General features: G+C 47.5%; 9 protein-coding genes. 7 read left to right on the top strand and 2 right to left on the bottom strand.

What is annotated here, in order from left to right; all coding sequences use genetic code 11:
- Positions 1–73: 73 nt before the first annotated feature.
- Together ACEN8J_RS11395 and ACEN8J_RS11390 are read right to left on the bottom strand one after the other, a co-directional pair.
- A complete protein-coding gene (locus tag ACEN8J_RS11395; protein ID WP_342426013.1) occupies positions 74–991 on the bottom strand; it encodes a hypothetical protein in 918 nt (305 codons plus the stop codon).
- Positions 984–1,136: a hypothetical protein gene (locus ACEN8J_RS11390; protein WP_165147246.1), complete on the bottom strand. Its 153-nt coding sequence runs from the start codon at positions 1,134–1,136 to the stop codon at positions 984–986. Before ACEN8J_RS11390 ends, ACEN8J_RS11395 begins: the two co-directional genes overlap by 8 nt.
- A 300-nt stretch (positions 1,137–1,436) precedes the next feature.
- Here ACEN8J_RS11390 and ACEN8J_RS11385 point away from each other — a divergent pair, with 300 nt between their 5' ends.
- From ACEN8J_RS11385 to ACEN8J_RS11355, 7 genes are read left to right on the top strand one after another with little or no spacing between them, the layout of a single operon-like run.
- Complete coding sequence (locus ACEN8J_RS11385; protein ID WP_165147243.1) at positions 1,437–3,239, top strand: vWA domain-containing protein; 1,803 nt, start codon at positions 1,437–1,439, stop codon at positions 3,237–3,239.
- A gap of 24 nt (positions 3,240–3,263) precedes the next feature.
- The gene (locus tag ACEN8J_RS11380; protein WP_495594508.1) at positions 3,264–6,653 is read left to right on the top strand and encodes a tubulin-like doman-containing protein; all 3,390 of its coding nucleotides are present in this window, start codon (positions 3,264–3,266) and stop codon (positions 6,651–6,653) included.
- Positions 6,654–6,656: 3 nt separating this feature from the next.
- Positions 6,657–9,023: a transcription initiation factor TFIID gene (locus ACEN8J_RS11375; protein ID WP_069010197.1), complete on the top strand. Its 2,367-nt coding sequence runs from the start codon at positions 6,657–6,659 to the stop codon at positions 9,021–9,023.
- A 46-nt stretch (positions 9,024–9,069) separates the two neighbouring features.
- Positions 9,070–10,359: a vWA domain-containing protein gene (locus ACEN8J_RS11370; RefSeq protein WP_069010196.1), complete on the top strand. Its 1,290-nt coding sequence runs from the start codon at positions 9,070–9,072 to the stop codon at positions 10,357–10,359.
- Between the two features lie 18 nt (positions 10,360–10,377).
- Complete coding sequence (locus ACEN8J_RS11365; RefSeq protein ID WP_069010195.1) at positions 10,378–11,031, top strand: beta-mannanase; 654 nt, start codon at positions 10,378–10,380, stop codon at positions 11,029–11,031.
- A 16-nt stretch (positions 11,032–11,047) separates the two neighbouring features.
- Positions 11,048–12,313 carry a TRAFAC clade GTPase domain-containing protein gene (locus tag ACEN8J_RS11360; RefSeq protein WP_029519150.1) on the top strand — a complete coding sequence of 422 codons (1,266 nt, stop codon included), beginning with the start codon at positions 11,048–11,050 and terminating at the stop codon, positions 12,311–12,313.
- A complete protein-coding gene (locus ACEN8J_RS11355) occupies positions 12,310–15,327 on the top strand; it encodes a GAP1-N2 domain-containing protein (RefSeq protein WP_029519151.1) in 3,018 nt (1,005 codons plus the stop codon). The genes ACEN8J_RS11360 and ACEN8J_RS11355 overlap by 4 nt, the downstream gene beginning before the upstream one ends.
- Positions 15,328–15,467: the final 140 nt, after the last annotated feature.

Raw genomic sequence — 15,467 nt, 5'->3', positions numbered from 1 at the left:
ACGGTTTTTTGCTGGTTCATTGCAGTGATTTGTGATCGGGATGACGTCATATAAAGAAGGGCATTATGGCAGCTTAGCTTTTATATTGCTCCATCAGGTACATGATCTTTACTTCATCGGCCAAATCTCCAAAGGGTTCTAACGGATTCTCTTGAATGATATGATATAAACGCTGGACTCGTTCCTTTGGCAGTTTGCGCACATATCTGGAAATGAAAGCGGCATGGGTGACTACGTAGCGCTTTTTACGGACAGCTGCACTGGCTACGCGGACGAGAATATCTTCGCCCCCTGCTAATTCCAGAATGCGGCGCTCATAAAAGACTACGTATCGGAATGTCCGGTCCTTGATCAGCTCACGATTGAGTCTGGCAATCTCTCCGATATATCTGACCATAAGCGGCTCAAAGCTCTTGATCAGGAGAGGATCGAGCGTTAATTCCATGTCTTTGCGGAGAACAAAAGATTGCAGCAGAGCGACCTGCTGGAGCCTTATCCGATCATTGTGAAGGAGTACAGCCATCTCACGCAGCATTTCATAGGAGACACGCTCACTGAGCTGCCGCAGGGCAACCGCGTTTTTATGATTAACGTTTAGTCCTTCCTGGATCTGCCCTATACGGCCTCTGAACAGACGTATAAGCTGCCTACGCTGTTCATAAGGATAAATACCCTGCTGTAGAAGCACCAAGGGCAGCAGAAGAAGCGCACCGACGATACCGCACAGAAGCATTTGTTGCGGCGAGTGGCCGAAAAAGACAGTAGCAGCCAGCAATATGACACTAACGGCAAGGTCTTTACGAAAATAACGTTTGGCTCTGAGTCTGGCATATTGCTCTACAGGAACTAGTGTATCCCGACCACATGATGTGCACTCTTCTTCCCAAAGGGCGGTAAATTGTCCACAACGCTTGCAGACTCTTAGCTTTTGGAAGGCGTACTCTGTGCGGGTAAATGGGCGAAATTGTACAGCTTGTTTGGAACTATTCATTGTGCTCACTTCTCCGGTTCAGCAGCGCTAGAAGCTCGGTGTCGATTTGTGTAATCGACGGGGCGCGTTTTTTATGTATATAGTAAATTAGTGATTTGATGGCGACAAAAAGAAACATAATCGCCAGACATCCGTATGAGATCATAGTGTATTTCCTCTTTCTACTTGGATTTTTAGTTCAATATTTTACATGGGCGGGTTTCGCTATTGTTATTTTTGTCGTATAAAGGAGAAGGCTGGTGCCCGATTGCCCTTGTTGGGGTATAATTATATCATTACTGCAGGATATTGGTAAAATCTCGCGGTATAACAGGCTTTTGGGTTGGATTCAGACCATTCGGGCAGTATTTTCAGCTGGCGCTCATGTAAAACTCATTATAATTTAATAGTAGGGGAGTACAACTGTAATTTAGAATGAGAATTAACCGGCAAAGGGGTACAAGCGATGTTTAGTAGAGACAGAAAATGGTTTTTGGTCATCGGAATCATATGTACAATGATCATGACCTCGATTTTGGCATGGCAGCCACAGATGGCGAATGCCGCTTCACCCTCTGCTTCTAAGGTGGATGCGGTGCTGGTCGTCGATGTAAGTAATTCAATGAACACCAGTGATCCTGGGAAAATTGGCAATGAAGCCATGAAAATGTTCATTGATATGCTGTCGACGCAAAATGACAAGGTCGGGATTGTAGCGTATACGGATGTCGTACAGCGTGAGAAAGCCTTGCTTAATATTACATCCGAAGCGGATAAGCAGGAACTGAAGACGTTTATTGACGGACTGAACCGGGGGGCGTATACTGACACCTCCGTGGGTGTCAAGGAAGCAATCCGCATTTTGCAAGATGGTAAAACAGCTGGACATGCGCCTATGCTCGTCATGCTGGCCGACGGTAACAACGATTTTAATAAGACGACAGGTAGAACCGAAAGCCAATCCGATCAGGATATGGCACAGGCTGTAGCCGAGGCTAAAAATAGCGGCGTTCCGATCTACACCATCGGCTTGAATGCAGATGGGAAGCTGAATAAAAACAAGCTTGCCGACATAGCGCAGCAAACGGGCGGCAAGTCCTTTATTACAAGCTCAGCGGATGACCTGCCGAACATTCTGAGTGAAATTTTCGCCAGCAATTTGAAGTTGAAAGTGGTGCCTTTGCAGTCCATTACGGCAAACGGCGACTATCAGGACGTAACGGTAACCGTACCGAACGATAGTGTGCTGGAGGCTAACATTTCGATCATGTCCTCGAAACCGGTGGATGCGAGACTGATAGACCCGTCGGGCAACAGCAAGCCGATTCCTTCGAGCGATGTGCTGCTGTCCAAGTCCAAAAGCTACTCACTGATTAAACTGCTCAAGCCTGCGGCTGGTGACTGGAAGCTCCAAGTCAAGGGAGTCCAGCAGGATCAGATTGATATTAATCTGGTATTTAACTATGATCTGGAGCTGAAAATGGACGCACCGCCCGCCAAATCATACAAAAAAGGCGATGCAGTTCAAATTCGTTCCTACCTGACGAGCAATAGCCAGCATCTTCAGGATCAGGAATTGTATGCGAATATGAATGCTGTTCTGAAGGTCAAGGATCTGGATTCCGGTACAACGAATGAGGTGCCGTTAACCAACGCAGGGGATTCTTTTACCGGTTCCTATACGATTCCAGATGAGCATGACTACGAACTAACCGTTAGAGCAGAGGAGAAGAGCTTCTACCGTGAAACACAGCCTGTAACCATTAGTGCTAAAGCAGGGGCGACGAGCGGTACAAATACGGGCACGACTCAGCCAACAACACCTGCTGAAAAGTCCAAGCTAATGCCACTCATTCTTTTAGGGCTGGGACTGCTCGTTCTGCTGGTTGCCGCATATTTCATCTGGAAGGCTATGAAAAAGGCCAACCGTGGCTTTGTCGGTCAAATCGTACTGGAAATCCGGGATGAGAACACTGGCGAAAAAACGTATCCGCAGTACAAGAAGCTGAACACCTTCCGGGGCAAATTTAATCTGCACCAGTTGCTGCAACTGGCACCGGAATTTGCTGGAACCGACAAGGTTGTGTTCACACCAGCCAATCAGGATCGTATCATTGTGCGCAGTACCTCCGAGATTACGATTGAAAAATCCGGGCGGGCTGTAGACACAGGCAACGGTCTTGAACTCAAAAACGGTGATCGTCTGACCATCCCGTTAGCCAGTGTGGACAAAACCATTTTGCTGGAATTTATTTCAGTAAACAGCTAAACGAACCCTTAGGAGGTCATATCTATGAAACCAGTAGTTAGAGAGCATATCCAACAATTAGACGTATCACTCGGCGGGGGGATCGTAAGCGATAAGATCAGAGTGGATACTATTGATAATCCTATTTTAATTATCGGACTCGGAGGTACGGGAATTGATGCCCTTCTCCGCTTGAAATATCAAATTAACCGCAGATTCAAGCTTCCAGCAGATCCGATCTCCAAGAAAAAGAGCGATAAACCGGACAATGTGGAATTTCTCGCTTTTGAAACGAATGAACAAGACCGCAACAAAAAATACAAGGGGATTGGTTTGGACCCCATCAATGAGTTTGTATTGCTGTCCAATGCGGAAATCGGCGGATTGCTGCAAAACCGTAGCATTCTAGAGCCGTACATTACCGATTGGCTGTCTCCAGAGCTGAGCATTACCGATGGTATGAACGGGGCGGCAGGGGTACGTCAGGCAGGACGATTACTGCTGTTCACCAAAATTAATCAGGTCGTTCAAAGCATTGACAAAAAAATCAAAACCTTGTCTGAGGGCACCAATAAGAAGCTTATGGTGTTCCTGCTGTCCGGTTTGTCCGGCGGTACAGGAAGCGGTACTTTCCTCGATATCTCATATATCGTCCGAGGAATTATTGAGCGCGATTATGGCTCTGCAGGTGTAGACCGTGTAAATACATTAGGGTATCTGTTTACACCGGATATCAATTTGGCGAACAAAAGCCTGAGTGAGCATACACGTGAATATATTAAAAAGAACGGCTATGCTGCACTGAAAGAGCTGGACTACTGGATGAATGTAGACAGCCGTGGTGAACGCTTTAAGCAGCAGTACGGAAATATTTTGACCGTGAACTCGCCGCTTCCGCCGTTTAATCTGTGCCATCTCATTTCGGCCACGAATACGGAAGGCAAGCTGTTGGAAAATGCTTATGATTACTGTATGAATGTCACCGCCGAAAACATCACCAACTTTATGGCGAGTGAGGAAAAACAATCCGGCGAAGAATTTGCCATTCATGACTATATCAGCAATATCCGTACCAACATCGCACAAATGAATAAGGCGTATCCAGCAAACTACGATTACAATATTATCGGGGCTTCCTCGGCGGTGCTGCCAATGGAGGAAATGACGACATATCTGGCTTATCGAATGTTTGGCAAAATGTCCAAAATGTTCGAGCAATCGCCAAATCAAGAGGATGTAGAGAAGTTTGCCCGCAAGCTGGGCGTGGATCTGGATAGCATGATCAAAAACTTTGAATCCCGTGTACCTGAGCCGCTTCCGGGCTTTGAAAACAGTGAACGGTTAAGTTATAGCAATGTCGTTAAAATGCAAGTTGTCAATATGGACACCGAGCTGGAGCAAACGTTCCTGACGCGTGCCCGCGAAGAGTATATCAAAGCGAAGAAGCAGCTTCCTGGTGAAATTACAGGACAGTTTACGGATCAAATTCGCCGGATGTTTCTGCATCCTGAGCAAGGACCGTTTTATGTATCCCGCATGATTTATACTGAAAAAGGATTTAGCTTGCTGAAAATGCTGCTTTCATATGTGGAGACGTTGCGTGAATCACTGCACCGTATTCCGACGGACATTGAATGGGCGCGTGAGCAGGCGAACGAAAAGTTGGGCGATGCCAAGAGCGCGTTTGTATCCAAGGATAAAAAGAAAAATGCGTACATTGAAGCGAAAATTAATGAATATTGGCTGCGTGCTGATGTGGAACGTACAGAGCAGCTCATTGAATTTTATGAAGACCTGTATGACCTGTTGAATAAGGAAAATAGCCGCATTTATAATGTATTTACTGAAATTTTGAACGCATTGAGCGCAATATTCGAGAAGAATGGTGATCTGCTGATTAACGGCGAGGAACAGTCCGATCACAAAGGTAACAAAACGTACTATTGGAATCTGGTAAGTGTACCGGATATTTCTGAAGTTGTGACCAAGCTGCTGGATAACCGCAACGGTGACGATTTGATTCGTGATTTTGCCCAAGAATTGCTCGAAAATTCAGATCAATGGGTGAAGGATCAGGATATGGACATCATCAGCTCAATCTCCAATTTCTTGACTGATAAGTTCGGTGATCTCATTACCCGTTCCATGGAGGATTTCCTCGTCATGAAATACGGGCAAGATGAAGCCATTGAAAAATTTGTGGAGCGCTACATTGCGAGCAAACTGGATGAGGAAGCTGTACCTGTGTTCCATCTGAGCAATAGCTCTGGCAACTTGTACTTCCCGTCTTGGGGATTCGTTTCGGTACCTGTACAGTCGCCTAATATCCTAAAAGGCGTTCGCAATTATCAAAATAATGCAATTGGAAAATCACACTTTACTATTAAAGAAAGTGAAGTTCGTAACCGGATTTTCTGGCTCAATACGCGTAATGGTGTTCCTCTGTTTGTATATACGCCGCTCAAAGTGTATGAAGAAAGCTATGAAAAAACGATTCTTGACCGCGAAGGTATTGGCCGCCATCTGGTGCAAACAGGCCAGAACAACTGGACTAATCTGCCGTCGCCGATTCCTGAAAAGTCATGGGGCGAAACTTACGTCAATTCGCGTGTGCAAGCATACAATGCACGCATTCGTAATGATTTTGACCGTGCCAAGTCATTTGGCGTGATTCGGGAAAAGGATGTCGATCAGAATACGAGCAGTCGCTTCACTGTAATCCGTTCACATGCGCTAGATCTGAATGCGATGCTGGCAGGCTACGATATGCGCTTGCATGAATCCAAGCCGAATTTGGGTGAGGTGAAAAGAGCATGGTCTGAGTTGAAACGTCTGCTGGCTGAAGGGCTGGAGCAGGCCGGAAGCAAGGACATCTTTGGCAGCATCAATGAAGAGATGGCGAAGGAAAACCTGATCCGTTCACCGGAGTTAACACAGGTGGTTCGTGAAGAACTGGCGAAGTATACACAAATTGAAGCGAAAGCCGCTGAACTGGAAGCTTTGCTGGGCAAATATCAAGATGAAGAAAAATGGCTGGATCAGTTCATTCAGGCACTCTATACGGACACGATTACGAAAAAAGGCGCTTTGTATGTCTATGATCGTGACGAAGAGGAAGAGGCTTGGGAGCCGTTTGCCAATGTCATGAAGAGTCGCAATTATGTGGAGTTTGAAGTGTTTACTAACTTCCGTGGTTTAGAGGAAAAGAAATTTGCAGCTCTAATGCGCAAGGCGGATCGCCGTGATGCTGTATTGACTTCATCTGAGGATATTACACCATTGCTGGCGAAGCTGGATGAACTGGCTGCAACTTACACAGAGGCCCGCAATCAATTGGAATATGAAAAGGTGGAGCTGGCTAACGGAGCGGAGCTTTATGCATTCTATGCTCAAATGGCTGGAAAATTAAACGACATCCGCAGAAAGTTGAAATAAAGTATGAGAGAGCAGCTGTTACGTTATGCGGCTGACTATGCAGCCGCAGAGGACCAATTAATCGGAAGCGGGGATGGACGCAGTAGCATCCATTTCCCGTCCGTGTTTCTTTTTATCGGGGATCGCATGAACCCGGTGATGAACACCATTGCAGATATCAACCGAACCAAGTGGGATAACAGCACGGGAGTAACATATATTCAGATTCGCTCGCAGGAAGAACATGCGGCTGTAGATCGTTCGGTGGATGCTATTGTTCATACGATAGCGGTACCGGAGGAAAGTGGCCACCAAACGATACGCCGTGACTTACACCAAGCCTTTTATACACATGAATCGCAGCTAATTGAGCTTAACACCGCGTTGCGCCGGGCTAGTGGACATCTGGCAGATTACGGTCGGTTGTATTCTTCGTTCGAGCGTGTCCATTTGTCGATCTTGACGACAGCGGATGACCCCATGAACGTATTAATCCCTGAAGTTACACTGTTGGCGGAGTATATTTTTGCACAGTCTTTTAAATCGGTACAAATGGATCTGTATGTGTTGGTGAATGAAAGCGATCAGACTGCCCAATTTGGCTACAGTAGTGCAACGTCCGTTGCTTTCATGCGAGAGCTGGACTATATCCAGAGTCCGGAGTATACGTTTACGGCACCGCTTCATATGACCGAGGACAAATTGACCATTCCGGTATCCCATGCTCCATCGCCGTTGTTCGATCTCGTCTATGTGCTGTCCGACAAGAACGAACGCGGCGTAACGGTGCCGAATAGTCTGCGAGAAAGCTGTGACATCATTTGCCACATTCAGCTTCTTAAAAACCGTTATCAGGCAGGAGATTCCTATCGGTCACAGGATGGGGGATACAACAATACATCGTTTAAAAACAACATCATGACGGAATCCGGGCGGCAGGGTTATGTGTCGGCTGGATTTTCCCGAGTCAACCGCCCTAACCAGTCAATCGCACTTACGGTGCTGTATCACTTTTATGTGAAGCTGTTAGAGCGTATGAGAACAGAGCAGGAGTGGGACATACGCGATAAGCTGAATTATTTTGGTTTAGATGCTGCTGAGCGCGGTCGCACGCGAAATGATCTAGTTCCTGGTAATGAAGCGATCACGGACATGAGTGCACTGATGACCAGCGGAGCCAGCTACGGCTCGTTGAAGCGAATGACATTACGTGAGGCGGAGGAGGCCTTGTTTGGTCAGGGCTGCGAAGCCTTTTTCCGTGATAATTGTGAACGGATTGTGCACAAACGGTTGGGAGATTTTCAGGCGGAATCAGGTCTGCAGTTGGCTGTGAATGCAGCTGCCAAGGAATATCCTGAAATCGGATTTTTCGAGCTGACAGACTGGACGGATGAAAATAAAACAGGGAATGTGCTTACGGCTGTTCGGGGGCTGATTCGTGATACGTCCAATGACTTGCAGATTAGTGCCGCTGAACTGGATACCCTGTATAACGGGCGGGTGGAGGACCAGCCTTTTCAACGACTACCACTCATGGATAAGCATAATGTGCGCAGCTTGATCCGTTACCTGACCGAGACAGTTTACGGGCACAAGCTGCACATGCTGCGGATTCAAGCGGATTTGGAGTTACTTCGCCGCTATGAACTGGCACTAGAGAAATGGCATGCACAAGCGAAGCATATTACAGTACAGCTTGCCAGCCTGGAGCGTGAACTGCATCAAGCTGCAACGGACAGTATTCGGCAGGCCGACAGTTACACAGGTCAAAACCTGTTCGAGTATTACGAGCGTGTGACAGAGGATGTCATGCGTGAGCTGGAAAGCAAGCGGGGAAAATCTATATTCTTTGATACCCGGCATATGGGGCCTGTATCCGGATTGCTGGACGGGGGTCTGTCCGCATTGGTGGATCGACTTACGCAGACCTGTCGTACCTTGATTCTCAGTTCACAGCCGTTTAATCAGACCTTCGAAGAAGAATTATTGCGGCGTGCGAATGTAGCTGCTGCATATGAAAATCGGCTGGTCGTTCCGAAGGATGAGCTGTTTAGAAAACTGTATCAAACGTTAGAGGAACATGGCGGAATTAACGTACGTTTGCTCGACTATACCCATGAGCATCGGTATGAAGAAAAGTACTTCTTTGGTGACTACGAAGGCGAATTTCTTCCTTATGCGATGGATGTGGACATTACTTCGCGTATTTACAAACTGGGTTTTGTGCATGAGCGCCGCAGTAGCGGGGTGGAAAAACTGCATTTGATGGGCGGCTTCCATCTGGAGGATCTGATGGTTTACCGCAACGGCAAAACGTATTATGAGACATATACTGCGAATGGTTTCGTGTTTCACGGAATCGACGTGGACCGGTTGCCGGAATTGCGGTAGCCACATATTCATCCTACTTTAATGATGGAAGGAAGCAACGATTCTTATGAAGCAGCGTAAATTTAACGTTCTCCTATTACTGTTCGGCTTGCTGGGCGCTGTAGTAGGCTTCATCTTGGGAGAGCTTATTCTTCACAAATTGATAGGGCATTGGCCGCATATCATCGTGATCGGGCTGTATTTTGGCATCATGGCCCTGTGCATTGGCCTAGGCTGTCTGATTGGCGAACTGATTTCGCCACAGTTAAATGGACATTCATGGCGGCAGCGCTACTCCGGGTTATCCTGGAAGTTACTGGTGCCTGCTACGTTGGTGATGTTGTTCGTGGCAGGTCTGCTATTGGAGTTGGGCTATCAGGTTAACCCTGAAGGGCGCAAGAGCGTACAGGACCTCGTACTTGTGATTGATAATTCCGGAAGTATGCAACAAACAGATCCTGATAATGAACGCCTAACGGCTGCCAAGAGTCTGATTGCCCAAATGGATGGAGACAAGCGGGTAGCCATTGTTTCATTTGAATCTGCTGCGCAGTTGGTTCAGCCATTTACTCCCATTGGCACAGATGCAGAGAAGCAAGCGGTATATTCTAAAATCGATAGTATGCAAACTATAATGTCAGGCGGTACAGAGATCGGGCTTGCTTTGGACGAGACGATCAAGGAGATTGAAACCCAAGGCAATGCGGAAAAAGGTTCTCTCGTTATTATGCTCTCTGATGGTTTTAGCGATCTGGATACCCAGACAGCATTGGCTCCTTATATCGCCCGCCAGATTCCGATTAATACGATCGGGCTGAAACTGGCAGAGTCGGATGGTATAGCCTTATTGCAAAATATTGCTAACCTGACAGGTGGAACTTATTCTAATGTAGCCAATGCCCAAGGACTTACTCAGGCGTTCGGTAAAATATATAACAAAATCGGTGATCGCACACTGGTAACGGAGCGGACAGGTGAATATGCCGACAGTCTGTATTTTGCCATTTATCGTGTAACGGCTCTGGTCATTATCGGCGCTCTATTGGGATTAGCTCTTGGGCTGATGTTCGATAACCGTTTTCTTGCACGGAATTTCGCCATTGGTGGAGTCCCGGCAGGCTTGCTCGCTGGCTTTATTTTGGAAAAAGGATTATCTGGATCGCCTATAGGCGACTTGATGATTCGTTTGTTGGCAGCGCTCGTACTGGCAGCCCTTATTGCTGTCTTTTCGCTTGTTCTGCCGATTGCGGAAAATACTCGCCGATCTTCCGGTGGAGGAAGTCAGGGTGAGTCGTCAGGACGCCGAAGAGGGGCACCGGAAGCCCCGACGCGCAATCGACGCAGCAGTGGATTTTAGAACGGGAGGCTGGAACTTATGCAGTATAGGGAAGCACAGCCCGGTGATCCTATTATTTCGGAGCTGAGCCACAAAATTGATGACAACCGGGTTGTGTTACGCTGGCAGTGGCCTGAGGGCGCAGCCGTGGTATATATTGCGAAGCAATCAGCCGATGCAGGTGTGAATGGGCAAAATAAAGGTGAAGTTTTACCGCCTTTTTCAAGCCTAAAACTTTTTACACGCGAGGAGTATAAGGCTGCTGGCAGCTATCGTGACCGAATTGAAGGCATTGGACGCGTGCGGTATACCGTGTATCCGGCTGTTCGGGAGGATGGAGACACTTACGTGATCCGTCAGCAAGACGGAGCCAACCAACTGGAGTTGAGCACCGGAAGGGCTAAAATCAGATATGCGGTTCACCATAAAAAAGGCTGGTTTCGCAGCCGCAAAACCGTCCAAATTCAGGTGACAGCCGAAGTTCCTGTCCCGCAGGAGGCGCTTTGCTACGTGAAGAAGCGTGGGGGCTATCCCGCAGATCGGGACGATGGAACCTTGTATCCGTTCACAGCACCTTTTGTTGCGGGACGGAATGTTTTACCCGCTGTTGAAGTGGGGGGAGATGAATATGTGCGGCTGTTTTTTACGGACGGCCAGAAATATGGCACGGTATATGAATTAGTTCCTGAATGAAAGGAGGCCGCAACCGATGAGTTTTCTTAGCAATTTATTCAGAAGAAAGCCACAGGCAGCGCCAAGGCCGTTATTTTATGATATTGTGTGCCCTTATTGCTTTAGTAAATTCTCCCCGGAGGAAGTAGTATTCCGTGCTTCTCATCACCGTGAAGATGACGAGGACTACGCTTTGGGTGAAGATGAGCTGTTGAACAAATATCGGGAGCGTTTTGGCTTGGACAGTGTGCATGATATGGAGGCGATTTTACATCCCCTTGATGTTCCTGAGGAACATCGATTGTATTCTGATCATGTACTGACAGGACTGACCGACCGTTATGGCGAGCTGACGCGTCACCGACTGTGCCCGCACTGCCATAACGAGTTGCCCGTGACTGCGGGTAAGGTGCCTAGCAATATCATTTCGATTATTGGAGCTTCGCAGGCAGGGAAATCTGTTTATATGACCTCCCTGATTCACACGCTGCAACATGTTACGGCCGATCATTTTGACGCGGCTTGCATGCCACTCAATGCAGAGATCAGCCGAAAGTTCCGCACTATGTATGAGGAACCCTTATTTGAAAGAGGCGATCTGCTTACATCGACACAAAAAGAAAAGATGCAGGAGCCCTTTATCTTCCAGTTCGTATTTAAGGATGAGGAAAAGCCGCCACTGACGCTAGTGTTTTTTGATGTTGCCGGTGAGGGAATGGTAGATCAGGACTATCTGGGACTGCATGGACAGCATATTAAGAATTCTGCAGGTATTCTCTTTATGGTCGATCCACTACAAATCCGCTCTATTCGGGAGCGCATTAAGATTAACCTTGGCGATAAGCCGGGTGAGTGGGTCTCACAATATGATGAACCGCGTGACGTTGTACTTACGATGTTCGGTGATTTTATCGCCTATCAGGAAAAAGGGAAAACGGACATTCCGACCGCTGTCGTCCTGACCAAAAGTGATATGCTTACTGCGTTGGCAGATGAAGAAGGCACATACATCAAGACGAACAGCAATATTTTTAATCCGATGGAGCATCGCAAATATATGGATTTGGATGAGTTTGCGAACATTGATGGCGAAGTTCGGCGCTTCATCGAAAAGGTGGATAAACCGTTCAAGGGCACGATGGATGTATATTTTACGGATACGGCCTATTTCGCGGTTTCCGCGCTGGGTAGCAATCCGGTTGAGCAAAAGCTGCAAGGGTTGGTTAGTCCGATCCGTGTGGATGAGCCATTTATTTGGCTGCTTTATAAGTTGAAGTACATTGAGGGGAGAGAATCACAGTGAGTTATGCTACCTCTCATTTGATACAACAGCAGATGTACACACGGGAACGGCGTGGTATTTTCCGTTCTACGGAAGGCTTCGATACAGTGGCTAATTCCAAAGGATTGGATGCTTCTTTTATTAAAAAGGTGCTGCATCCCTTATGTGTATATGATGCGCCTGCTGCTTTGACGGCGCGCGGCGAGAAACAGGAAAGTGTCTATCCGGAAGCCATACATCTGGTACGGACGGAGTCCGGGGATGTAGTACTTGGCCGCAGTATTTATAAGGCTGCGGATTTTACTGGGCTACGAAGCGCCCTTTTCACGCACAACTATGTGATTCCAGCCGGACATGGTGAATCTCCGTCTGACTATAAGCAGTGGCTGAACACCTCCTTTGTTGATACTTATGATATTGAGCAGGGAACGGATTTGCCGGAATTGGAGCGCCTACCAGGTGGAAGTGTATTTCCGGCTGTTGACCCGTCTACAGTGCTGGCTCAATTGCAGCTGAGCGAAGAAGTGTTCAAACAGCTTTTATACGCAGTCATGATGTCCGCAGCGGGTCGCAAAAAGGTATACGTAGCGCTGAATGTTCCTGTAGAAGCGGTCGGATCTTCAGCCAAGCAGCTGCTGGGTGTGTTGTATGCAGCACTGCCTTATGCATTTCGGAACAGACTCGGATTTCTTACATATGCACAGGAACCGAACAGCAGAAAAGGTATTCACTTGATGTTTGTTGAGCCTTTTAGTTTGCGTCCCGGTGATCGGAATGTAGAAAAGGACTTTGTATTTGACCTGTCTAATCATAGTCGAATACTTAATGTGGATGCAGAGCAGGTGAGACAGCCGTATTTTGACTGGATCGTCCGTACGTTGTTGAATGGTGAGACGCCGGACGATTTCTTCAAATTTGCCGAGCAAATGCTGACAGGTATGGAGGCCGGGCGTGATTTGACGCCATCCAGCTATCATGAGCTAATTACGTTGTACAGAATTGAGCAGGGAGAGCGGGCATTATACAACGAACAACGAATCACTGTGTTACGAAGCCTGACTGATTATTTATCGCCACCCGATGCGCTGCCACGTAAAATGAGGCTGAATGATCTGTTTCTGTCGTTCTTTGATCATGAATTTGATCGGGTGAAGGATGGATATATTCCGGATGTAGGCCTGGTAGATAGTTTCAAGGACTATTATAAAGTTCATGCACGCAGCAGCGAAAATCGGTTGGTGGAATATTTAATCCGTTCGCTAAACAATGCTTATACTGCCAGAAATACGGAAGCAGTCACGTATATTTATCATACAATTGAAGAGAATCCATCATTAGGCAAGGCATATTTTACGAAAGTGTTGGGTAATCCGGCACTGACAAAAATGCTGTTCATTCCCTACATGGACAGTCAGATGAAAAGAACACCGGATGCCAAGGGGCTGCTGGCTGTTGTGCACGAATGGGGCAGTAGGTATATCGAAGTGTCGGCGAATGCCGATTTTCAGCTTTTGGCAGAATCTGCACTGATGGGCCGACTGCGTGCGGAAAGAAAACCAGTAGAGGCTGTGGCTGCCATTCACCAACGCTTGCGTCAATGGGACAGCAACTCTGCCGTAGGCAAACTGTCCCCGCTGGAGCAATCTGGATTGACAGAACGCTTGCAGGAAGCGTCGGATCGGTATTTACTTACCGAAGTAGAGCTAAAGGAAATATCACCCGATCAGGTCGTACAGATTCCTTTTTTCACACGGCCTGATTTGGTGCAGTGGGTTGGAAAGCTGCCTGCTCCTCTTAAGGGACAAGCTGTGCGATTAGTTGCGGCTTATGATTGGTTTAACACGGAGGACCCGGAACCGTCGGTGCTGGACGGTCTGGAGCCCGGCGAAGTAGAAAAGGTACAGGATTGGGCTTACAGCTGGCTGCCCCAGCAGCTTGCGGAAGGCCATTTTGCCCGTCTGTTGCCTGCCTTTTATCGTTCTGACGGGCCGGGAGAGGGAATATTGGATTTCGCTCGCCTGGTCAGTTCGATTCGCAAATGGGCAAAGGATAACGATACGATGTACCGCTTTATCCGATGGTCGGAGGAACACCCTGAGTTTGCTACTCCACGCGGCGGTTTTGAACCATCCTACAGACGTGCGCTACTTCTATTCTTCCAAAAGGAAGGACGAGAGGGACTGCATAAAAAAACGCTGTGGCGTCAATATTTTGAACCTGCGAAGCCTGCCTTTAAAAATTTCTATTTGGCAGCAAAGCGTGAGACGGACACGCCTCTGGTCAAAACGCTTCGTCGTTTCCGTAAAGGTGGGGTGATTTCCGGGATCGTGCTGATTGTCATTGCAGGTACGCTAGGCGGCCTGAAAGCAACCGGGGTGATCGGATCTGCTGACACACCTGCGCCTGTTGCCACTCCGAAGCCTGTACAACAACAGCCTGTAGAGCCTACAGTGCCCGTAAAAAAGGAGCCTACGGCGATAGTGACACATGTGCCTAATACCAAGTCCACTACGAAAATGGTCAAGCTGTTGTTTGCGTTTCAGACATCGACAGAGCAGGCAGAATTTAAGCCGAAGAAGCTCGTCATTGTCGGTGCGGATCAGCAGGAGCACTTATACGAAAATTTTACACTTGCTGAACAGAACGACAAGGAAGCAGCCAGTAAGGCGAACAATGATCCATCCGGTGATGTAAACACTGGGAGCGCCACTACAAAAAGCACGACAGCAGATGGACAATCCACGGACAATGGTTCCACAGCTCGTGGGGGTACATCCAGTGGAAAAAGTGGTGATCAATCTGGAGCAGTGACTGGCAACACGGACGGAGGCTTGACTTCGGAGATTACTACTGAGGGTAGTGGCAATGGAGCAAATACAGACACAGACACTGACACACCATCGGAGTATGATCTGAAGAAGTATCCTTATCGTACGCTATTGACCCTTTGGCAGCGGTTGGAACTGAATGATGCTAGCACGGTTACCGTTGATGGAGAAGAATATCCGCTAGTTCAAGTGAAAACTGCGGACTAAGCAACTATAAAACAGAAATGAATGATGAATGAAGTAAAAGACGGGTTTCCTTCAAAGGACTCGTCTTTTATTGTGCCTATATTTCCATAAAGGATGAATTTGTAATTCAAAATTAACCCTATCTAATAAAGCATCATGTT

It is taken from the genome of Paenibacillus sp. Paensp38, from assembly GCF_059491915.1.
Note: the sequence above shows the minus strand (reverse complement) of the source record. Positions and strands in the feature narration are given on the sequence as shown.

Bases quoted from the DNA above. Each gene is read 5' to 3' on its own strand.
- ACEN8J_RS11365 (WP_069010195.1), top strand. From the start codon at position 10,378: ATGCAGTATAGGGAAGCACAGCCCGGTGATCCTATTATTTCGGAGCTG.
- ACEN8J_RS11395 (WP_342426013.1), bottom strand. From the start codon at position 991: ATGAATAGTTCCAAACAAGCTGTACAATTTCGCCCATTTACCCGCACA.
- ACEN8J_RS11375 (WP_069010197.1), top strand. From the start codon at position 6,657: ATGAGAGAGCAGCTGTTACGTTATGCGGCTGACTATGCAGCCGCAGAG.
- ACEN8J_RS11385 (WP_165147243.1), top strand. From the start codon at position 1,437: ATGTTTAGTAGAGACAGAAAATGGTTTTTGGTCATCGGAATCATATGT.
- ACEN8J_RS11370 (WP_069010196.1), top strand. From the start codon at position 9,070: ATGAAGCAGCGTAAATTTAACGTTCTCCTATTACTGTTCGGCTTGCTG.
- ACEN8J_RS11380 (WP_495594508.1), top strand. From the start codon at position 3,264: ATGAAACCAGTAGTTAGAGAGCATATCCAACAATTAGACGTATCACTC.
- ACEN8J_RS11390 (WP_165147246.1), bottom strand. From the start codon at position 1,136: ATGATCTCATACGGATGTCTGGCGATTATGTTTCTTTTTGTCGCCATC.
- ACEN8J_RS11360 (WP_029519150.1), top strand. From the start codon at position 11,048: ATGAGTTTTCTTAGCAATTTATTCAGAAGAAAGCCACAGGCAGCGCCA.